Below are 19,016 nucleotides of genomic sequence, written 5' to 3'. Positions count from 1 at the left end.
TCCTTGCTTGGGGCCGATAGTACCCATCCGCACGTATGGGTGGAAGGCCGGCATCAAGCCTTCTCGGGAGCCAACGCGCCGGCCTTGGCTCTGGACTGCCGAAACAGGATGACAAGTCCGGAAATCAGAAAGTACACAGCCCCGACCGCCGCATAACCGCCAAAGGTCTGCACAACGGGCGCCGCACTGCCTTGCTGCACCACAAAAAATCCCCCGGCCAGCGCAGACTGCGCCCCGCTCAGCATCATCACCCACTGCCCCCGATCGCTCTTGCGGCGACGAATGGCCGTCGCCAGCTGAAGCAGCCCCGCAACGATGGCCCACACCCCGAAGATCACCAAGATGATCTGCAGCTTGAGCACGAGCGAAACCACCACGGCAACCGTGACCAGCCCGCTCATCCAGGCATTCAGGACCTGCGTGGGGTTGGCCTTTGCGCCCCCCGTCATCCTGGCGTCCAGCAGGTTTGCCAGCGCATCCCATGCGGGGTAGACGATCAGCAGGCCGCTTGCGAGTGCGGGCAACCCCTTGGCTGCGGTGAACGCCAGCGCGACCCACGCGAAGGAAAAAGCGGCGCGAGTGAAGTAGAGCTTGCGCAGCCACGCGGCTCGCTGAAGAGGGGACTGGTTGGTGTTGGACATGGCATTGGCGGTGAAGACCGCGAGATCGGGTAGGAAGGAAGGTCGCAGCCCCTTGAGCGGGGCAGGTGCAGGAGATTCTGTTTCGGCGGCACCATGCGCGGTATCGGTCGAATGACCGACAGGCCCCGAAAAAGAGCGACTGTGCGATGCTGGGCTTTTGCCCCAGCCATTTCATGTCCGACGACACGACCATTGCCGTTTTCGACGCAGTCCGCGCGCTTGCTTTCATCGGCGACCTGAGCATGGGCCAGCCGACCGACCATTCGCTGCGCACTGCGTGGCTCGCCGGCATGATCGCGACGCAGGCCCGCTGCGACCCATCGCAGGTCGAGGCCGCCCGGCACGTCGCGCTGCTGCGCTGGTCGGGTTGCACTGCCAATGCCCAGGAGTTCGCGGACTTTCTGGAAGACGACGTGCAAGGGCGAAGCGCCCTTCTTGCATCGCAGAAGCCGCGAACGGCGCAGCAGCCGTCCCGCAGCGTGCCCATTCCCAACGCCATGCTCGCCATGGCCAACATTCACTGCGAAATCGCCGGCGACATCGCGAACACGCTGGGCCTGGGTTCCGATACCGAAGCTGCGCTGCGCGCCATCTTCGAGACCTACGACGGCGGCGGCGTGCCCGGCCTTCTGCAAGGCAACGACGTGCCGCTTGCGACGTACGTCGTGGCCCTGGCGAGCGACCTCGAGATTTTCAGCCGCCTGTACGGGCTCGACGAAGCGCTCGCGCTGGCCCGCGGACGCGCGAACAGCGTCTACCCCGGCGCTCTTGTCGACGCCAGCGCACCGTGGGTCTCGACGTGGATGAAAGCGCTGGATTCCGCCGCCCCGCCGTGGACCGACGCTGCCGACCAGCCCGCTTCGATGCTTCGACGGGTCGGGCTGGAGCTCGTGGGCGACGTGATCGATCTCAAGCTTCCCTGGATGACGGGTTACTCGCGTCGCGTGGCCCAACTGGCGCGCGATTGCAGCGCGCGTGCCGGCCTGGACGAGGCCTTGTGCCGCCGCACGTACAAGGCTGGACTGATCCACGGCATCGGGCGGGCGTCGGTGCCCAATGCAATCTGGAACGCGCCCGAACCGCTGCCGGCCTCGTCACTGGAACGCCTGCGGCTCGTGCCGTACTGGACCTCCCGCGCCGCCGGACAGATCGACGGACTCGCGCTCGAAGCAGAAATCGCATCCTTCGCCTTCGAACGGCGCGATGGCTCCGGCTATTTCCGCGGCCGATCGGGTGCGGCGATGCCGCAGGAGGGACAGATCGTTGCCGCAGCCGAGCAGTGGGTTTCTCTTCGAACCCGCCGTCCGTGGCGAGCGGAGTTCACCGAAGCGGAGGCGCTCGATCGCATGAAGGAAGAGGCCGAGGCGGGCCGCTTCGACCAGGAAGTCGTTGCCGCTTTGCTTGCCAGTGTTCTGTCGCATACGTATACGCATACGCCCGCGAAACCCGTGGCGCCGGCGCGCGGCGAGCAGTCTCTGTCAGAGCGCGAACTGGAGGTTTTGCGCTGCATCAGCCGGGGCGAAAACACCAAGCAGGTTGCTCGTGCGTTGGGCATCAGTCCGCGCACGGTGCGAACGCATGTCGAGCGTCTGTTCCTCAAGCTCGAATGTTCGACGCGAGCGGCCGCGACGTTGAAGGCGGCGACCAGAGGGCTTATCTGACGAGACCTCGGGCATGGGTGACCCCAGCCCTTGCGGGACTCCTGAGCAAGCTCGCCACGCTCCCGGCCAATGCAGCCAGGGCCGCCACCGCCAGACCCCAGTGCACTGCGCTGTGGGACGGCAGCAGCCCGAACATCAGGCTCATCAACAGGCTGCCGAGCGTCAACCCCGTGAGTCGGGCGGTGCCCTGCGCGCCACCGGCCGCGCCACTGCGCTCCTTGGGTGCTGAAAGCAGCATGTTCTGGTTGTTGGGCGTCTGGAAGAAGCCGAAGCCCAGGCCGGCGAGGCTCGTGAACACGGCGATCGGCAAAGCCGGGTTGCTGCCATGCAGCGGCCACAAGGCACACAGCGCCAGCCCACTCGCGAAACAAGCGCTTCCAGCCGCGCAGAGCCATGCGCTCGGCACGCGCTGGGCCAGGCGCGCCGACAGCGGCGCGGCCAGCATCACCGCCAGAGGCCAGGGGGTCATCAAGAGGCCGGCGGTCACCGCGCTCTGGCCCAGCTCGTGCTGGATGTAGAACGGCAGCGCGACAAGGCTGGCCATCTGGCCGGTGAAGCAGCACACGGAGGCAATGACTGAGACCCGAAAGGAATGCACGCGCAGCAGGTCGAGCGGGATCAACGGCGCCGCCTTCGGCTTCTCGCGCCGTACCAGCAGGATCATGCAAGCGGCCGACAACACGAGCAACGCGCCGCCGTGCAACGGATGCACCACGAGCCGGTCGCTCCCGAGCACGAAGGAGGCGAACATGACCGCGTTGAGCGCGATGCTCCAAACGTCGATGCGGCGCACCGAGCGCGGCGGGCTCGGCAACCCCGCACAGGCGGCGAGCACGACCAGGCCGATCGGCAGATTCACCGCAAAGAGCCACGGCCAGCTTGCCGCGGAGAGTATGAAAGCGCCAAGCGTGGGCCCCGACGCGGAAGCGGCCGCGACGGCGAGCGCATTCCAGGCGATCGAGCGCGCCAGCAATCGACGCGGATAGGTAAAGCGCAAGAGCGCCAGCCCAAGAGGCATCACGGCCGCACTGCCCAGGCCCTGGAGGCACCTCGCGGCCACGAGCCATGGCAGCGACGGAGCCAACGCGCACAACACCGACGCCGCGGTGAACAGCGCGACGCCGCCAGCGAACACGCGCCGATACCCGAACCGCTCCCCGACAGCGGAAGCCGGCAACAGGAACATGACCACGGCCAGCTGGTAGGCCGTGATGATCCAGACGGCATCGGCGGGTGTCGCCTGCAGTTGCTGGGCGATGCCCGGCAGCGCGATGTTGGCGATGGCGCCGTCGAGCACCACCAGCACGCCCGCGCCCAGGATCGCGGCGACGGCTGCGAAGCGCCGCGGCAGAGGCAAGCCATCGGCGTCATGCACCGCGTTCACCTCCTGGGTTTCGGCGGTGCGGGCCATGGTGGAAGAAGAGTTCGGTCGAAGCGTGGAGGACAACATGATTGGGCAACTGGGAGAGGCACGCTCTATTGCGCCAAGCCAGCTTAGGACTGCACACACGGCTTGCCCAGCGCGTGGCGCGCAGCTTGTTCCTGCATGCGGCGCCTGTCGAAACCATCGCAGCCGTGCTAGGTTTCGGGCATGCCAACAGATGCCGACCTGAACCTGCTGTTTGCGTTGAACGCACTTCTTTCCGAGGGCAGCGTCGCGAAAGCTGCCGAGCGCCTGGGTCTGAGCGAATCGGCCATGAGCCGGGCGCTCGCGCGATTGCGGGAATCGACCGGGGACGAGTTGCTCGTTCGCGCGGGTCGCGCGATGGTGCTCACGCCGCATGCGCTGGCACTGCGCGACCGCGTCAGGGAGTTGGTGCAAGAGTCACGCGCAGCGCTTCAGCCCGCCGGCGCGAGCATGGACCCTCGCACGCTCCAGCAACTGTTCACCATACGGGCCAACGACGGCTTCATCGAGGGCTTCGCGCATCGGCTCGTGGCTCGCACGGCGCACGAAGCGCCCGGCGTTCGCCTGCGCTTCGCGCCCAAGCCCGACAAGGACGTTCGTCCCCTGCGCGAGGGATTGATCGATCTGGATGTCGGCGTTCTCGGCGAGGCGGGCCCGGAGGTGCGCGTTCAGGCGCTCTACCGCGACCGCTTTGTCGCTGCGGTGCGCGAGGGCCATCCCCTGCTCGCCGAACCCGGGATCACTGCCGAACGCTACGCAGCCTGCGACCACGTGGTCACTTCACGCCACGGCCGGACTGTGGGGCCGGTGGATGACGCTCTCGCAGCGATGGGCCTGGTGCGCAATACCGCAGTCGTCGTGCCCAGCTTCAGCACTGCCTTGTCGATAGCGGCTGCGACTGACCTGGTGGCACTGATACCGTCTTCGTACTTCGAACACTTGAGGGCGCGGGGCACGCTGCGCTCGTTCCCGCTGCCGATGCCCACGGAGCAGATCACCGTGTCGCAGATGTGGCATCCGCGTCTTGACCGGGACCCCGCGCATCGGTGGCTTCGCGCAGTGGTGCTGGAGGTTTGCCGGCCGCTGAATGAGCAAACAGGAGCGACGTGAGTTCGTGCTCCCGGCCAGAACCGGACACTCCATGAACGGTGGGTCAGGGCGTGGTGGAAGTCGCCGTGGTGGCTTGAGTCATCACGGTGGCCCATGCACCGTCGATGCGCTTCCAGACTTCCACTACCCATAGCCCGCCGCTGAAAAAGCGAGTGACTACAAGGTCTCCTTGCTGTTCGTGTTGCTCGCGTTCGCGTGGGACACAGGGCCGCTGCTTCTGCGTTTGAAGGTTGCCGATACGTTCGGCCCGAGACATGAACTGGCCGTTCTGCTGGACAGTCGTGAAGTCGCTTGCGGTGTACTTGCCCCACTGCGCCGAATCGACGGTATAGAAGGCTTCGTCTCGTGCACGCATGGCGGCTTGCAGGTCAGGAGGGAGCATGCTTGTGTCGGTCATGAGAGCACTGTAGCTTCCACAGTCGCCGCCGCGAATGCCGCGACGGGCAGGAGGCCGAGCTTTTCCACTTGTGCCCACTATGGAGTCCAGTGCGACCTGCCACGCATAAGATGCGAGGGTCGGGAGCGATTTCTCTTTGAGACGCTGGAGTCTTCCAATGACTACGATTGCCGAGAACACAGGTTTCGTCACGCTCATCAACGTATGCGTTCAAACCCTGTCACGTCTCCATCCCTTCCAGCGAGGGAGACGTGCAGCATCTGGCTTCGCCCTCCGTCGCCCGCCCCTCATGTCATCCGTTAGGCCTAGGAGCGCCATTCATGCCAAGCGAACTCACACTAGTAAAGCCGGTTGCTCTCCCCAGGCAGTCTGCCGTCGCTACTATTTATGAATCAACGAATCTCGCGGACGCATTTGCGGTTCAACTTCCCTTTGGCACCTCCAGCGATCCAGATGTCCTGTGGCGATTCCTTATTTCGCAGCAGCCATCCTGGATCGGATGGCTCACCAACGCCCGGGATGCAATCGTTGCGTGCTTTGGTCTGAAGACCGCCAAGCACCTCGCGACTCTCTCCAGCGAAGCCAACGCCGACCGCATTGGCATCTTCAAGGTCTATGCCAAAAGCGAAACCGAGATCGTCTTGGGCGAGGACGACAAGCACCTCGATTTCAGACTGTCGGTACTCCACACCCCCGACTTGTCTCCAACGCTCGGTGGCCAACTGACTGTCTCAACCGTCGTCCACTGCCACAACCTCCTGGGCCGAGCCTACATATTGGTTATCGCTCCTTTTCATCGCCAGGTTGTGAAAGCCAGTCTTCGTCGCGCCGCACATATCGGTTGGCCCAAGGCAGCCGCAAGGTAGAGGCGTGCCAGCCGCAACGACAATGCAGGGCATCACGCGCCGCCACCCGCCATGATCTCGCCCGACCTTCTGAAACGAATGTGCGATGCCCGCCATCGCCTCCAGTTCGAACTGGAGCCGCCGGCAAGCGTGGCGCATCTGGCGCAAGAGGCTGGCTTGTCGACTTCGCATTTCATCACCCAGTTCAGCGCGCTCTTCGGCGAGACGCCCTTGCAATGCCGGACGCGCGCACGCCTGGACCGCGCGCGCGAAATGCTCCTTGCCACTGACGAGCCCGCCACGCAGATCGGCCTGGCGCTGGGCTTCGAGAACCCGGGGAGCTTTTCGCGCCTGTTCAGCAGGCGCTTCGGTGTGCCTCCGCGGGCATACCGTCGGACGGCCAAGCTCATCGTTGCGCCTGCAGGGTGCATCGCGCTGATGAACCAGGCCCATGCGGGCGACCTCAATTTCGGCGAAGTCGTGCCGGGCCATGTCGGGCAGGATGGTGGCCTCACACCTCACTGATCCCATTCATCATGCGCATCAACCTCACGAGCATCTTCGTCGACGACCAGGACAAGGCCCTGGCCTTCTACACGCAGGTCCTCGGCTTCGTGAAGAGCCAGGAGATCCCGCTCGGGGCATACAAGTGGCTCTCGGTACGGTCTCCTGAGGGCGGCGACACGGAGCTTTCTCTGGAACCCAATGCCAACCCCGCGGCCCTCGCGTACCAGCAGGCGTTGATGAGCCAGGGGATCCCATCGACGGCCTTCGAGAGCGACAACCTCGAGGCAGACGTGAAGCGCCTGAAGGAGCACGGCGTGCGCTTCACCATGGACCCGATGGACAGCGGGGCGGTCAGGCTTGCGATCTTCGCGGATACGTGCGGCAACCTGATCCAGATCTACCAGCATCGCAAGAAATGAAGCTGGCTTGAAGCCGGGCGCGGTAGCGCCGATTGTCCGTTCCGGCTTGTCAATCCAACAAGCGTTTGCCGTCTATTCGGGTGTGGGTGCGGCTCCTAGACTGCGTGGATATTGCGTCCGCGCAGCCAACCTGGGAGAACCCGATGAAGCATTTCGCCGCAGCCGCGCTGGCCCTCTCGATGTTGCCGCCCGTGGCAGCCGCCGAGCCCGAGTTGCAGATTTCCCGGGCCGGCACACGCACGGCAAACAGTGCGCCTGCACAGAATTTCACAGGCAGCGTGCGTGTCGAGATGCTCTACACGCCGGCCGGGCCTGAGCGCACGTCCGCCGGCTCGGTGAGCTTCGCCGCCGGTGCGCGCACTGCGTGGCACACACATCCGCTGGGGCAGACCTTGATCGTCACCGCCGGCGTTGGCCGCGTGCAGCGCCTCGGCGGCCCGATCGAAGAGATCAAGGCAGGCGACGTCGTGCACATTCCGCCGGGCATGAAGCATTGGCATGGGGCCGCTCCCACCAGCGCGATGACGCACATCGCCATCACGGAAGCTCTCGATGGCAAGGCGGTGGATTGGCTGGAGCAGGTCAGCGATGCGCAGTACGGCGCGTCGCAGGCTGCCGCGGCCGCCGGGCCGTCGCAGGCCCAGCGCCTGCTTGGCGACGTCGCTCCGAAGCTGGCACAGCTCACCGACGACGTGCTGTTCGGCGACGTGTGGGCGCGGTCGGGTCTTTCGCCGCGCGACCGGGGCCTGATTACCGTGAGCGCGCTCATCGCAATGAATCGGCCCGACCAGTTGCGCTCGCACATGTCCCGCGCGCTCGACAACGGTTTGTCCAAAGACGAGCTGGCCGAGGCACTGACGCACCTCGCCTTCTATGCCGGTTGGCCCAACGCGGTGACGGCAACCGGCGTTGCCCGCGAAGTGTTCGCGACGCGGCCTTGATGAAAGAACTCGATATGCAATACGTGACTTTGAACAATGGCGTGCGGATGCCGATCCTCGGCTTCGGCGTCTTCCAGATTGCCGACCCGGCGCAGTGCGAGCAAAGCGTGGTCAATGCCATCGAGGCCGGCTATCGCTTGATCGACACGGCAGCTTCGTACATGAACGAAGAGGCTGTCGGCAAGGGGCTGCGCCGCAGCGGCGTGGCGCGAGACCAGCTGTTCGTTACGACGAAGCTCTGGGTCGAGGACAACGGCTACGAGCGCACCCTGCTGGCCATCGACAAGTCGCTGCGCCGCCTCCAGCTCGACTACCTCGATCTGTACCTGATCCATCAGCCCTTCGGCGACGTTCACGGATCGTGGAGGGCGATGGAAGCAGCCCACAAGGCCGGCAAGCTCCGCGCTATCGGCCTGAGCAACTTCCATCCCGACCGGCTGATGGACATCAAGGTTTTCAACGAAGTGGCGCCCGCGGTGAACCAGGTGGAAGTGAATCCCTTCCATCAGCAGACCGACAGCGCGACGTTCATGCACCACAACGGAGTGCAAGCCGAGGCGTGGGCACCGTTCGCCGAGGGCCGCAACAACCTGTTCGGCAACGAGGCCTTGCTGGACATCGGTGGAAAGTACGGCAAGTCGGTCGGGCAGGTCGTGCTGCGCTGGCTTGTTCAGCGCGGCATCGTGGTGCTCGCCAAGTCGGTGCGCAAGGAGCGGATGGCGGAGAACCTGAACATCTTTGACTTCCAGCTGGACGACTCGGACATGCTCCGCATCGCAGAACTCGAAACCGGCACGAGCAGCTTCTTCTCGCATCGCGATCCGGCAATCGTCAAGTGGATGAGCGAACGGCGGCTCGGCGTCTGAGATGCATTCCAGGCAGAACAATTCGCCAGTGACTGGCGTACTCATTGCCGCTGCACTGGCGCTCGCGACCTGCGTGGTGCCCGCCGTGCCCGCCCATGCGGCCGATGACAGAAACGCGCAGCCGGCTGCGCTGATGATCAAGGAACAGGGCAGCTTCGCCGTCGGCGGCACGGTGATCCGCAGCCCCGGCGCAGAGGGCCAGACTTTGCACGGCGACCATGCGCGTGTCTTCTATCAGGTGCCGCTCGACGCCCGCAAGCTTCTGCTCGTGATGTGGCATGGCTTCGGGCAGTTCGGCAAGACGTGGGAGACCACCACCGATGGCCGGGAGGGCTACCAGACCATCTTCCTGTGACGCCGCTTCCCGGTCTACCTGGTCGACCAGCCCCGGCGCGGCGGTGCGGCGCGAAGCACGGTAGGCACGACCATCAGCGCGGCACCGGACGACCAGCGCTGGTTCAACATGTTCCGTTTGGGCCGCTGGCCGATTTCTTCGCGGACGCGCAGTTCTCGCGAGATCCTGAGGCGTTGAACCAATACGTCAGGCAGGTGGTTCCGGACACCGGGCCGTTCGACTCGAAGGTCGCGACCGATGCCGTTTCGGCGCTCTTCAACCGCGTGAGAGGCGGGTCCGCGACGAATATGACTTCCTAAGGTGCTGTATGAGCATTTCAGACAGCAAACCCGCGATCAGGGTGATCGGGGTGCAGACGTTGTTGACGGTCCTTCCTGTCCTGTCTGGCGAGTTGTATGTCGTCGGTGTCCTGCTTCATCGAGGCCGTCGTCCGACGGCGTGCTGATCGACTGCCTCCACAGCACGACGCCTCCAATCGATGCGAAGACGCGGCAGCGCACCGCTGACGCGCGACAACGATCTTGCATGACAAGCAAGTGCGACGAGCCGTGGCTTCGCCCCGCTCGTGGGCAAGGCGAGTCTTCGCAGCCTTGATGCCCCGCGGAGCTTTTTGCGCACCAGGCAGGAGTTGATTCGGCGCGTTGTGGACGCAAGACTTGGCTTTCAATTCTCGAATCAGGTTTTGCCATGTCACTCTTGGTTTTTCGAACGCATGCCGCTCGTCTGCTCTGTCTTTTCGGGGCGCTCGCCTGTATCGGTATTGCCTGCGCGCAGTCGTCAGGCGCGAATCGCCCCGGTCCCGGCCTGGCGGGTGCCCCGAGCGCCCATCCTGCCGGCCTGAACTGGCCGACGCGACCGCTGCGGCTGGTCGTCGGCTTCGGCGGCGGCTCGTCGCCGGACTTCGTGGCGCGCATCCTGGCCGCTCCCATGGCGAGGGCGCTGGGCCAGCCTGTGATCGTCGAGAACCATCCAGGCGCCAGCGGCAACATCGCGGCGGACATCGTCGCGAAGTCCACCGACAGACACACGATCGGCATCCTGATCAACGGCAATATGACGATCGCCAAGATCCTCAATCCGGCGACCTCCTACGACCCGCAGAAGGACCTGGTGCCGCTGAGCATCATCTGCACGGCGCCACTGGTGCTCGCCACAACGTCGGAGGTCTCGAAGGCCGATCCCCGCAGCTTCCTCGAGGCGGCGCGGGTCGCAGGAAGCAAGTGGAGCTATGGCACGCCTGGCATCGGCACGATCGGCCACCTCGGCATGGAGCTTTTCAAGGCCCGCACAGGCATTGGCGCCGTGCATGTGCCCTACCAGGGAAATCCGCAGGTCATCACGGGTCTGGTCGGAGGGCAGTTGCAACTGGCGCTCCTTCCGCCGGGCCTCGCCCAGGAGCAGGTCAAGGCCGGAAAGCTGCGCGCAATCGGCGTGACCTCGGCGCGCCGCTCCGAACTTGTGCCGGACTACCCGACCCTGCAGGAAGCGGGCCTCAAGGATTTCGAACTTGAGATCTGGACCGCCGCGGCGGCACCCGCCAGCCTACCGGCTCCCATCGTGCAGCGCTTGACCCAGGTTCTCTCGGACGTCACTCGTCTGCCCGAGGTGCAGCAGAAACTCTTCCAACATGGCTACGAGGCCGCCGGCATCTCGGGCGAGGCGCTGGTGCGCCGGGTGAAGGCCGACACGACCACGCTCACCGAGATCATCTCGAGCCAAGGCATCAAGCTCGAATAAGGAGATATCCATGAATTCAGAACAAGGGCGCCCGAGCGGGCGCCAGGAAACCGCGGCAGCGGTCCATGACACAACCCCAGTTGATGCCGGCAGCCGAGAAGACGCCCAACGGATCCTGGGGTCGCTGCGCGACGAACTCGACGGGTTGGACAGAACGCTGCTCGAGACCGTAAGGCGCAGGCTCGATTGCTGTTGCCGGATCGGACTGCACAAGCGCGACCATGCGATTCCGATGATGCAGCCCCATCGCATCGGCGTGGTTCAGGCGCGTGCAGCCGCCTTTGCCGCCGAGCACGGCCTGAGCCCGGCGTTCCTGCATGCCCTCTACGAACTGATCATCACGGAGACATGTCGGCTTGAGGATGAGATCATCGGTGCGCCCTCGACGTCTGCATGAGTCGCTCGTTTTGCGCTCGAGCAAGCGCGGGTTCCGGCTTTGCCGACGCTCGCGCATGCCGCGAACCCCATCAGATGGCCGTCGAGGCCGACCCACTGTCACCGTCATGCGGCACCGCCAAGGCGAACACATGCTGATCTTTTCAACGCTGGGCCACGAGGGCAGCAACCATCACTTCGTTCTCCAGCAGTACCTTGCTGCGCATGGCATTGCGCAAGCCTGCCGCATCGTGTTGTTCGACGACTTCCACAGCGGTGCACGCGCGCTGATCGCCGGGGAGGCGGATTACCTGCTTCAGTGCGCCGTGCATCCGACCGCGGCCGAGATCACGGGCACCTATCGCACGGCCATGGTGGTGGTCGACGCCTTCATTTCTCCCAGCCAGCCCATGGCGCTGGTGCGGTCCATGGCAAGCGGGCAGGGCGTTGGCAAGGTGGGCGTGCAGACTGCGACGCAGAGCTATGCCGACCTTTCCGCCTGGCCGATCATCGTCCACGAGCCGACGGTGCTTGCGGTCCAGTCCGGTCTGACAGAAGGACGCTACAGCGCGGGTATCGTCTTCACTTCCTTCGCGATGGCGCATGCAGAGCGCTTCGAGGTGGTCCAGTCCATCGGCACCGTCTGCGATGCATGGATCGTCTACGGACGCAAGGCCGTCGACGATGGCAGGGCCGTCGTCTGGGACGACAGTCCGGTCGCACGGCAGTTCCGGATGCGGATCAAGCGATCGTCGTAGTCAGGCGGAAGTTGAAGCCGTGGTCCCCTGTCGTGGCGGTGCGTAGCTCCGGTGCTGTGAGGCGCTGTTCATCAGTGCGGATGCTGATGCCGATGTGGGGCGAAGGATTCGAATCGAGGATTTGTGTCTGCGTGGCGGCGGCGTCCCCTCTATTCATCCGGATGTCGCAGCCACCTGCGGTGAGCCGTCGATCGACAGCAGGCCGTCGAGGTGCGCGATGGTCCTTCGCAGTCCTTCGGCGAGGCTCACGTGGGGCTGCCAGTCGAACATCTGCTCGGCCATGCTGACCTCGGGCCGCCGCTGCACCGGGTCGTCGCGCGGCAGCGGCGCGAAGGCGAGCTTCGACGAAGAGCCCGTGAGCTCGATGACCAGTTGGGCGAGATCGCGCACGGTGAATTCTTGCGGATTGCCGATGTTCACCGGCCCGGTGCCGCCCGGGGCGGCCTCCATGAATCGGTGCAGGCCGGCGACCATGTCGTCAACGAAGCAGAAGCTGCGCGTCTGCAGGCCTTTGCCGTAGATGGTGAGCGGCTCTCCGCGCAAGGCCTGCACGATGAAGTTCGACACCACGCGCCCGTCCTGCGGATGCATGCGCGGACCGTAGGTGTTGAAAATGCGCGCGACGCGGATGTCCACGCGATGCTGGCGGTGATAGTCGAAGAACAGCGACTCGGCGCAACGCTTCCCCTCGTCGTAGCAACTGCGCATGCCAACCGGGTTGACGTTGCCCCAGTAGCTCTCGGGCTGCGGATGCAAGCCGGGGTCGCCGTAGACCTCGCTGGTCGAGGCCTGCAGGATGCGCGCGCGTTCGCGTTGCGCAAGGTCCAGCATGTGAAGCGCCCCCAGCACGCAGGTCTTCGTGGTCTGCACGGGGTCGCGCTGGTATTGCACGGGCGAGGCCGGACAGGCGAGGTTGTAGATCCGGTCGACCTCCACGTGCAGCGGCGCGGTCACATCGTGGCTCATCAGCTCGAAGCGCGGGTGGCCGAGCAGGTGTTCCACGTTGCGCCGGGCACCGGTGGAGAAATTGTCCACGCACAGGACGTCGTGGCCCTCGGCGAGCAGCAGCTCGCACAGATGGCTGCCGAGGAAGCCGGCTCCCCCGGTCACAAGAGTACGCCGCTGGGCGCTGTCGACACGCATGGGAGGGCCTTTCGGGTTCTTCACCGGCCTACGGCCCGGTAGTCGAACCCCCGGTCGCGGATCGCGGGGTCGTAGAGGTTGCGGCCGTCGAAGATCAGCGGCTGCCTGAGCGTCGTCTTCAGCGCGTCGAAGTCCGGGTGCTTGAATGTCTTCCAGTCGGTGAGGATCACCAGCGCATCGGCGTTGTCCGCAGCCTGCAGGGCATGGCCTGCAAAGCGCAGCCGGACCGCTTGGTTCGGCTGGCCGTCGAGGTCGCTCGCAAGCGCCTTGCGGGCCTCGGCGATGGCTACCGGATCGTGCGCGACCACCTCCGCACCGCGCCTGAGCAGCGCCTGGATGACGATGCGGCTCGGCGCCTCGCGCATGTCGTCGGTGCCGGGCTTGAAAGCCAGGCCCCAGATGGCGAAGCGGCGCCCGCGCAGGTCTTCGCCGAAGTGCCGCACGATCTTGCCGACCAGCACGAGCTTCTGCGCATCGTTGACCGCGTGCACGGCCTCCAGCACCTGCAGGCGCTGGCCGTGCGTGGCGGCCGTATGCACCAGCGCCTGTACGTCCTTCGGAAAACAGCTGCCGCCATAGCCGACGCCCGCCTGCAGGAAGCTGTCACCGATGCGCGGGTCGGCACCCACGCCGCGGCGCACCTGCTCGATATCCACGCCCACCTTCTCCGCCAGGTTCGCGAGCTCGTTCATGAAGCTGATGCGCGTGGCGAGCATCGCGTTGGCTGCGTACTTGGTGAACTCGGCCGACTCCACGTCCATGTGGATCGTGCGGTCGCGCTCACGGTTGAAGGGTGCATACAGGTGGCGCATGAGCTCGCGCGCGTATTGCCCCACTTCCCCTGGCTCGCTTCCGAGCACGATGCGATCGGGTTGCATGAAGTCGGCGATGCCCGTGCCCTGCTTGAGGAACTCGGGGTTCGAGACGATCGAGAGGTGAGGGCGCTGCGCCAGGTCGTCAGCAGCAGCGTCGCCGCCCGTGCGCCGGGTTGCGAGCTCTTCCTCGATGACGGCGCGCAGCCTGAGGCCCGTGCCGACCGGCACGGTGGACTTCGTCACAACCACCTTGGCTCCATGCATGTGGCGGCCGATGTTGCGGGCCGCGGCCAGCACCTGCTGGAGGTCGGCACGCCCATCTTCGCCGGCAGGCGTGCCGACAGCGATGAAGATCAACTCGCCGTGGTGCACGGCGCGCGCGATATCGGTCGTGAAGGCAAGGCGCGCGGCGCGCACGTTGCGCTCGATGAGTTGCGGCAGCCCTTCCTCATGGATCGGTACGTCGCCCGAGCGCAGCATCGCCACCTTGCGTTCGTCGACATCGAAGCAGACGACGTCGTTGCCGGTCTCTGCGAGGCAAGTGCCAGTGACAAGGCCGACATAGCCGGTACCGAGGACGGAGATTTTCATGGAATGGCGACAGCGATCAGGCCTTCGATTTCGCCGGCTGGGAGCAGATGCGAAACCACAGCAGGTACCACAGCGCCTTGAGTCCATCGCGCCAGTTGATCTTCTTGCCCTCTTCGAAACTGCGGCCGCGATAGCTCACGGGCACCTCGGCGATCTTCCAGCTGCCGGATCGCACGATCTGTGCGCTCATCTGGATCTCGCAGCCGAAGTCGGCGCAGGTCACATGCAGCGTGTCGTTCACCTCTTTCGTAAACATCTTGTAGCAGACCTCGATGTCGGAGAACCTCTTGCGATAGAGAACGCCGAAAAGGCTCGAGATCAGCCAGTTGGCCGACACCTGCGACAGGGAAATGAACTTCGCACTCCCGGTTCGCCGTCCTTCGAAGCGCGATCCGTACACCACATCGGCGACTTGGCGGTGCACGATCAGGTCGTACATGGCTACCCAATCGGCGGGGTCGTATTCGAGGTCCGCATCCTGGATGACGATGACGTTGCCGGTGACCGCGGCCAGGCCGGTTGCCACGCCTGCGCCCTTGCCCTGGTTGTGCGCGTGATAAAGCGCACGCACCGTGAGTCGCGAAGCCGCAGGCTCAAGGTTCCATGCCAGATTCCCGTCGCCGCCGATCGCCAGGTGCGAAGCCGTGCGCAGCCCCTGGGGCACATGGGTTTGGATCCATTCCCGGGTTCCATCGGTGGATCCGTCGTCCACCAGAAGGATCTCCTTGTCCACCTCGGGAAGCACGTTGGACACAGCAACGAGCACGCGAGGCAGCGTGTGGACTTCGTTGAGGACGGGAATGACGATGGAAAGCATGAGGCGTTGGATGAGGGGGGTGCGGGGTCTGGCGCCGGACGATGCGGTTACCAAGGCACAACGGTGGCCAGCATGGCCAGGCCGATGACCACGTGGATGTTCCTGTAGACGGTCTGCAGCCGGCGAACGCTCGCGTAGGTCAGGCCGTCGCGCAGAGCCTGCCACGCCGCGCCCAGGTGCAGGGCGTACAGCACGATGGCCAGCGACAGCACAAGGGGGACGAGCCCGCGCAACGCCATCACGGTCAGGGTGATGTAGGCCATGCTGAAGAGAAACAGGCCAGTGAGGAACGATGTTTTCTTGCCGAACGCGACGGCGTTCGTGCGGATGCCGTTTCGCAGGTCGCTGTCGTGGTCACGGGTCTCGTGGACCAGATGCCCTGCGGCAAAGACGAGCCCGAAGTAGCAACCGATGACCACGCCCTGCGGCGACAGGGGCGACAGCGCGAGGTACCCCAGCAGGAAGTGCAGCGTGCCGCCGACGACGTGCAGCAGGGAGTTCAGCATCGGCACGCCCTTGCCGTTGAGGCCCGGCAACGAATAGATCGCGCTCAGGAGCGCGATGAGCAGTGCGATGACGAACGGCGCTTGGCCGATCAGGGCGAAGACCAGCAACGCGAGCGCGAGCAGCGTCCATGCCAGGCGGCCCATCCTCGCGGCGTTTTCGCCCTTGGCCAGGTAGGTCCCGTCGGCGCGCATCGGATCCCTCTGGTCGCCATGCGTCCCCGCCCAGTCGTTGAGCACGAACACATGCGCCACGAGCAGGAGATTGCCGGCGATCAGCGCGGCAATCGTGAACAAGGTCGCGGCACGGAGGTCGGTCATCGCGAAGCACGCACCGATCACTGGCGCCCCCTGCAGCACGCAGACCTCGTCGAAGCGGATGCACGACAGCAGGCGCCACAGCGAGGCGGGGCGCCGATGGGCGAGGCCGGTCCTGGCCTCCGGCCGCGTCATGGAACGTTCCCTTGCTGGGCGCCGCCGGACGGCTCGGGCGGCAACTCCAGCCCCCTCGTGGAGTAGTAGAGCCGCAACCAGAGCGCATAGCCCATTTCCTGCGACCAGTAGAAGCGCCGCACGGAGGCGCTCATGTCGTTGTGATATAGCAATGGCGGATTGCCAGCCAGCGCGGCGAATTCATGGGATGCCAGGACCTGCAGCAGTCGCGTCGCTTCGGTTTTCTGCCCGGCGGTGGGCGCCGCGCTCTGCAGGTGCGTCACGAGCGTGGCGACCTGCGCCCATATTGCCTGCGCGGGAACTGCGGGTTGCAGGCGCGATGGCGGCACCTCCAGTGCACAGCCGGCACTGCGTAAATCCGCCAGCCTCAGGCTCATGACCGGCGGCGCACCGGCGTAGTAGACCCAAAGGCGGCCGTCGTCGGCGCGACGCATGACCGATGCGCACAGCGAGCGCGCTGCGGGCGGATCCTCCTGGGCGAGCAGCAGGTACAGGTGCATCTGGATGCCGATGTCCGCCGGATTCGAATCCGTTCCCGGATCGAGACATTGGTAGTCCGCGCGTGCTGCGAGCCAGGTGCGGTACAGGCCATCGTCGGTGCGAAAGCGCCGCATGATCTGCATCGCGGTCGCCAGCTTCGCGCGGTCGTCGCCCGGTGCCACGCGCCACACCAGCGCGGTGTCGTCCGAGTCCGGCGTGATCGCGCATCCGAGCACGCCGATGGTCGATGCATCGGGCCTGCCGTGATAGCGCACGAGGCCGTTGTCCTCGATCTGCCGCGCAAGGAAGCCGCGCGCGCGGGCCAGCATCTCCTCCATGTGCGCGACGTGCGCAATGGGCGCCGCGATGTCGAGCATGATCGCGTTGAGATAGGTGTTGAGTTCGGGCTGCGGCTGCTCGAAGCGCGTGCCGCTGGTGAACGCGGTGAGCCAGTAGCCCGGCGCCTGCTGGCCGGCGGCGATGCGCTCTACGGCCTGGCGCGATGCCCTGTCGAGGAACCGCGCCACGGCGTCGCCCATGCCCTTCGGCGCCAGATCGAAGGCCCGCTCCCGCAGCAGTCGCGCCTCGCCGCCGGGGTTGGCGCGTACGAGGACAGTCAGCGTGTGGCGTCCGGGCTTCAGTTCGCCCGCCGGCACGCGTAGGCGCCACCCGGCCGGACTCTTTTCGGCCAGCGTCCGGGCCACGTCAGGGCGCTCGAAGAAGTGGCTCGTGCCGCCCACCTCGCGCCCATCGATCAGCACCGCGATGTCCCGGGGCGAGTTGAAATCGACGAGCGCCCATCCGGCCACATCGAGTTGCCGCTCCAGGCGATCGCCCGTTGCCGCGTCATGCACGACCACGTCGAGCGTCTCGATCAGATCTACATTGCCGCGCAGATCCATGAAGAGATCGGCCGGCACGCGCGGGTGCGACAACTCCGCCACGAAGGCCGCGTTGCGCACGTCCCACATGGGTCGCATCCTGTCGTCGGTCTTCATCGTCAATACCGCCGTGTCGACGGCGCCGGTGTACCAGAAGGCCCCGATCACCTGGATGGCGATGGACACGACGCACGCCGCGGCGAACAACACGCGCGCGTTGCGCGACAAGCGCGCCACGATGGGCGGCAGCATCCACACGAGCAGCGGCACGATGTCCGTGAGCCAGCGCGGGCCCCAGGCGATGCCTTGCCGCCAGTCGACCATCGCATAGCCGATGACCTGCACGACGATGGCCACGCACAACGCCAGCGTCAGGCCGCGTGCGTCGCGATCACGGAGCGCAAGAATCAGCAGGCAGGGTACAAAAAGCAGAAAGGGCGAAAAGACGAACAGCCCGCGCGTCGGGCTGAACAGCAGGCCGGCGATGCCCTCGAGGGTGTTGTCGTTGAAATCGCTGGGGTGCACGGTCAGGGCATAGGCACCGGCCACGTGGCCGACCGTCCCAAGGTTGTAGGCCAGCGTGAGGAGGACCGGCGCGACGCCAGCCGCGATCAACCAGCCCCATCGCTTTCCCGCCCACCGCAGTCCGCACAGGCCGAGCGCAGCGGCCAGGATCGCGTCGGGCGGTCGATTCGCCGCAATTAGCGCGCACAGGAAACCGGCCATCGCCACGCGCGCCGGCGTCGCCTGCCCGGTGATCAGCCACATCGTCGCGAGGATGAGCAACTGCGCCAGGCCGTGCATCCACAACGCCTGGCTGCTGATCACCCATGCGGTGGTGCCGAACGCGAAGACAAGACTGAGCACGGATGCAGTGCGCGCATCGCAGCGCCGGCGCAGCAACAAGTACATCAAAGCGACCGATGCCGCCGCGATCAGAGAGGCACATATCTTCTCCATGATGCGGGCCACCTTGTCGACGACGTGCGGGTCCCAGTTGATCGTGTCGAGGTAGTGCACCGCCGGCAGGTACAGCGGCGCGACGACCAGCGGTACGACGACGGGATATTTGGAGACAAGATGCCCGTTGCGCCCGCGTTGGATCCAGAACGCCGTGCCGTCGTCGCCTGCTGAGGGGGCGGAGCGCCCCAGCGCGACGGCGCCAACGATCGGGTCGAGCAATACGGTGTGATGACGCAGAATCGAGAACGGCAGGTAGCGCGCCGCGAAGGTGTCGGCGGCGGAGATCAGGCGGCCGTTGGCGTTGTAGATCAGAAACGCGGCGATCGCGAGCACCAGAGCGATCGCCACGT

The 19,016-nt window shown here is 65.5% G+C and carries 19 protein-coding genes; 11 read left to right on the top strand and 8 right to left on the bottom strand.

The genetic code is table 11. The features are described 5' to 3' along the window. Nucleotides 1–53 precede the first annotated feature (53 nt). On the bottom strand, nt 54–641 hold the full coding sequence (locus tag ACZYSP_RS12820) for a DUF308 domain-containing protein (RefSeq protein WP_354339431.1): 588 nt from the start codon (nt 639–641) through the stop codon (nt 54–56). 173 nt (nt 642–814) lie between these two features. On the opposite strand from ACZYSP_RS12820, the gene ACZYSP_RS12815 reads away from it, so the two are divergent. Then, on the top strand, nt 815–2,302 hold the full coding sequence (locus tag ACZYSP_RS12815) for an HD domain-containing phosphohydrolase (RefSeq protein ID WP_489014490.1): 1,488 nt from the start codon (nt 815–817) through the stop codon (nt 2,300–2,302). Here the strand turns inward: ACZYSP_RS12815 and ACZYSP_RS12810 are convergent. Continuing rightward, a complete protein-coding gene (locus tag ACZYSP_RS12810; protein WP_256217021.1) occupies nt 2,295–3,713 on the bottom strand; it encodes an MFS transporter in 1,419 nt (472 codons plus the stop codon). The two genes, ACZYSP_RS12815 and ACZYSP_RS12810, sit on opposite strands and share 8 nt — an antisense overlap. Nucleotides 3,714–3,893: 180 nt before the next feature. On the opposite strand from ACZYSP_RS12810, the gene ACZYSP_RS12805 reads away from it, so the two are divergent. Continuing rightward, nucleotides 3,894–4,820: a LysR family transcriptional regulator gene (locus ACZYSP_RS12805; protein WP_489014487.1), complete on the top strand. Its 927-nt coding sequence runs from the start codon at nt 3,894–3,896 to the stop codon at nt 4,818–4,820. 43 nt (nt 4,821–4,863) lie between these two features. On the opposite strand, the gene ACZYSP_RS12800 is transcribed toward ACZYSP_RS12805, so the two are convergent. Next, entirely contained in the window at nt 4,864–5,217 is a 354-nt protein-coding gene (locus tag ACZYSP_RS12800) for a nuclear transport factor 2 family protein (RefSeq protein WP_489014485.1), read from the bottom strand. 320 nt (nt 5,218–5,537) lie between these two features. On the opposite strand from ACZYSP_RS12800, the gene ACZYSP_RS12795 reads away from it, so the two are divergent. The 9 genes from ACZYSP_RS12795 to ACZYSP_RS12755 all read left to right on the top strand — a co-directional run bounded on the left by ACZYSP_RS12795 (nt 5,538) and on the right by ACZYSP_RS12755 (nt 12,020). Beyond that, nucleotides 5,538–6,083, top strand: coding sequence for a DUF2867 domain-containing protein (locus ACZYSP_RS12795; protein ID WP_093082678.1), 546 nt, complete (start codon nt 5,538–5,540; stop codon nt 6,081–6,083). 51 nt (nt 6,084–6,134) lie between these two features. Further along, complete coding sequence (locus ACZYSP_RS12790; RefSeq protein ID WP_489014483.1) at nt 6,135–6,587, top strand: helix-turn-helix domain-containing protein; 453 nt, start codon at nt 6,135–6,137, stop codon at nt 6,585–6,587. Nucleotides 6,588–6,598: 11 nt separating this feature from the next. Next, a complete protein-coding gene (locus ACZYSP_RS12785; RefSeq protein WP_093048029.1) occupies nt 6,599–6,988 on the top strand; it encodes a VOC family protein in 390 nt (129 codons plus the stop codon). 143 nt (nt 6,989–7,131) lie between these two features. After that, nucleotides 7,132–7,929, top strand: coding sequence for a (R)-mandelonitrile lyase (locus tag ACZYSP_RS12780; protein WP_489014481.1), 798 nt, complete (start codon nt 7,132–7,134; stop codon nt 7,927–7,929). A 14-nt stretch (nt 7,930–7,943) separates the two neighbouring features. Beyond that, nucleotides 7,944–8,795 (top strand): aldo/keto reductase, encoded by an 852-nt coding sequence (locus ACZYSP_RS12775; RefSeq protein ID WP_489014479.1) that lies wholly within the window; start codon nt 7,944–7,946, stop codon nt 8,793–8,795. A gap of 28 nt (nt 8,796–8,823) precedes the next feature. Next, a complete protein-coding gene (locus tag ACZYSP_RS12770; RefSeq protein ID WP_489014477.1) occupies nt 8,824–9,150 on the top strand; it encodes a hypothetical protein in 327 nt (108 codons plus the stop codon). A gap of 687 nt (nt 9,151–9,837) precedes the next feature. After that, complete coding sequence (locus tag ACZYSP_RS12765; RefSeq protein ID WP_093082667.1) at nt 9,838–10,887, top strand: Bug family tripartite tricarboxylate transporter substrate binding protein; 1,050 nt, start codon at nt 9,838–9,840, stop codon at nt 10,885–10,887. A 10-nt stretch (nt 10,888–10,897) separates the two neighbouring features. Beyond that, nucleotides 10,898–11,284, top strand: a complete 387-nt coding sequence (locus ACZYSP_RS12760) for a chorismate mutase family protein (RefSeq protein WP_093082664.1) — start codon at nt 10,898–10,900, stop codon at nt 11,282–11,284. Between the two features lie 130 nt (nt 11,285–11,414). Further along, on the top strand, nt 11,415–12,020 hold the full coding sequence (locus ACZYSP_RS12755) for a hypothetical protein (RefSeq protein ID WP_143062657.1): 606 nt from the start codon (nt 11,415–11,417) through the stop codon (nt 12,018–12,020). A gap of 153 nt (nt 12,021–12,173) precedes the next feature. On the opposite strand, the gene ACZYSP_RS12750 is transcribed toward ACZYSP_RS12755, so the two are convergent. Genes ACZYSP_RS12750 through ACZYSP_RS12730 form a run of 5 tightly spaced genes read right to left on the bottom strand, consistent with a single transcriptional unit; the run spans nt 12,174 to nt 19,014 of the window. Next, complete coding sequence (locus ACZYSP_RS12750) at nt 12,174–13,163, bottom strand: UDP-glucuronic acid decarboxylase family protein (protein WP_093082659.1); 990 nt, start codon at nt 13,161–13,163, stop codon at nt 12,174–12,176. A 20-nt stretch (nt 13,164–13,183) separates the two neighbouring features. Then, entirely contained in the window at nt 13,184–14,569 is a 1,386-nt protein-coding gene (locus ACZYSP_RS12745) for a UDP-glucose dehydrogenase family protein (protein WP_093082656.1), read from the bottom strand. 16 nt (nt 14,570–14,585) lie between these two features. Continuing rightward, nucleotides 14,586–15,386, bottom strand: a complete 801-nt coding sequence (locus ACZYSP_RS12740) for a glycosyltransferase family 2 protein (protein ID WP_489014473.1) — start codon at nt 15,384–15,386, stop codon at nt 14,586–14,588. 47 nt (nt 15,387–15,433) lie between these two features. Continuing rightward, nucleotides 15,434–16,342 carry a UbiA family prenyltransferase gene (locus tag ACZYSP_RS12735; RefSeq protein WP_093082651.1) on the bottom strand — a complete coding sequence of 303 codons (909 nt, stop codon included), beginning with the start codon at nt 16,340–16,342 and terminating at the stop codon, nt 15,434–15,436. Next, nucleotides 16,339–19,014 (bottom strand): hypothetical protein, encoded by a 2,676-nt coding sequence (locus tag ACZYSP_RS12730; protein ID WP_489014471.1) that lies wholly within the window; start codon nt 19,012–19,014, stop codon nt 16,339–16,341. Before ACZYSP_RS12730 ends, ACZYSP_RS12735 begins: the two co-directional genes overlap by 4 nt. Nucleotides 19,015–19,016 lie beyond the last annotated feature (2 nt).

This window comes from Variovorax sp. F042 (assembly GCF_057814215.1).
Note: the sequence above shows the minus strand (reverse complement) of the source record. Positions and strands in the feature narration are given on the sequence as shown.

What these genes read in the sequence shown, in the direction of transcription:
- ACZYSP_RS12820 (WP_354339431.1), bottom strand. Translation starts at nt 641, where the DNA reads ATGTCCAACACCAACCAGTCCCCTCTTCAGCGAGCCGCGTGGCTGCGC.
- ACZYSP_RS12815 (WP_489014490.1), top strand. Translation starts at nt 815, where the DNA reads ATGTCCGACGACACGACCATTGCCGTTTTCGACGCAGTCCGCGCGCTT.
- ACZYSP_RS12810 (WP_256217021.1), bottom strand. Translation starts at nt 3,713, where the DNA reads ATGGCCCGCACCGCCGAAACCCAGGAGGTGAACGCGGTGCATGACGCC.
- ACZYSP_RS12805 (WP_489014487.1), top strand. Translation starts at nt 3,894, where the DNA reads ATGCCAACAGATGCCGACCTGAACCTGCTGTTTGCGTTGAACGCACTT.
- ACZYSP_RS12800 (WP_489014485.1), bottom strand. Translation starts at nt 5,217, where the DNA reads ATGACCGACACAAGCATGCTCCCTCCTGACCTGCAAGCCGCCATGCGT.
- ACZYSP_RS12795 (WP_093082678.1), top strand. Translation starts at nt 5,538, where the DNA reads ATGCCAAGCGAACTCACACTAGTAAAGCCGGTTGCTCTCCCCAGGCAG.
- ACZYSP_RS12790 (WP_489014483.1), top strand. Translation starts at nt 6,135, where the DNA reads ATGATCTCGCCCGACCTTCTGAAACGAATGTGCGATGCCCGCCATCGC.
- ACZYSP_RS12785 (WP_093048029.1), top strand. Translation starts at nt 6,599, where the DNA reads ATGCGCATCAACCTCACGAGCATCTTCGTCGACGACCAGGACAAGGCC.
- ACZYSP_RS12780 (WP_489014481.1), top strand. Translation starts at nt 7,132, where the DNA reads ATGAAGCATTTCGCCGCAGCCGCGCTGGCCCTCTCGATGTTGCCGCCC.
- ACZYSP_RS12775 (WP_489014479.1), top strand. Translation starts at nt 7,944, where the DNA reads ATGCAATACGTGACTTTGAACAATGGCGTGCGGATGCCGATCCTCGGC.
- ACZYSP_RS12765 (WP_093082667.1), top strand. Translation starts at nt 9,838, where the DNA reads ATGTCACTCTTGGTTTTTCGAACGCATGCCGCTCGTCTGCTCTGTCTT.
- ACZYSP_RS12760 (WP_093082664.1), top strand. Translation starts at nt 10,898, where the DNA reads ATGAATTCAGAACAAGGGCGCCCGAGCGGGCGCCAGGAAACCGCGGCA.
- ACZYSP_RS12755 (WP_143062657.1), top strand. Translation starts at nt 11,415, where the DNA reads ATGCTGATCTTTTCAACGCTGGGCCACGAGGGCAGCAACCATCACTTC.
- ACZYSP_RS12750 (WP_093082659.1), bottom strand. Translation starts at nt 13,163, where the DNA reads ATGCGTGTCGACAGCGCCCAGCGGCGTACTCTTGTGACCGGGGGAGCC.
- ACZYSP_RS12745 (WP_093082656.1), bottom strand. Translation starts at nt 14,569, where the DNA reads ATGAAAATCTCCGTCCTCGGTACCGGCTATGTCGGCCTTGTCACTGGC.
- ACZYSP_RS12740 (WP_489014473.1), bottom strand. Translation starts at nt 15,386, where the DNA reads ATGCTTTCCATCGTCATTCCCGTCCTCAACGAAGTCCACACGCTGCCT.
- ACZYSP_RS12735 (WP_093082651.1), bottom strand. Translation starts at nt 16,342, where the DNA reads ATGACGCGGCCGGAGGCCAGGACCGGCCTCGCCCATCGGCGCCCCGCC.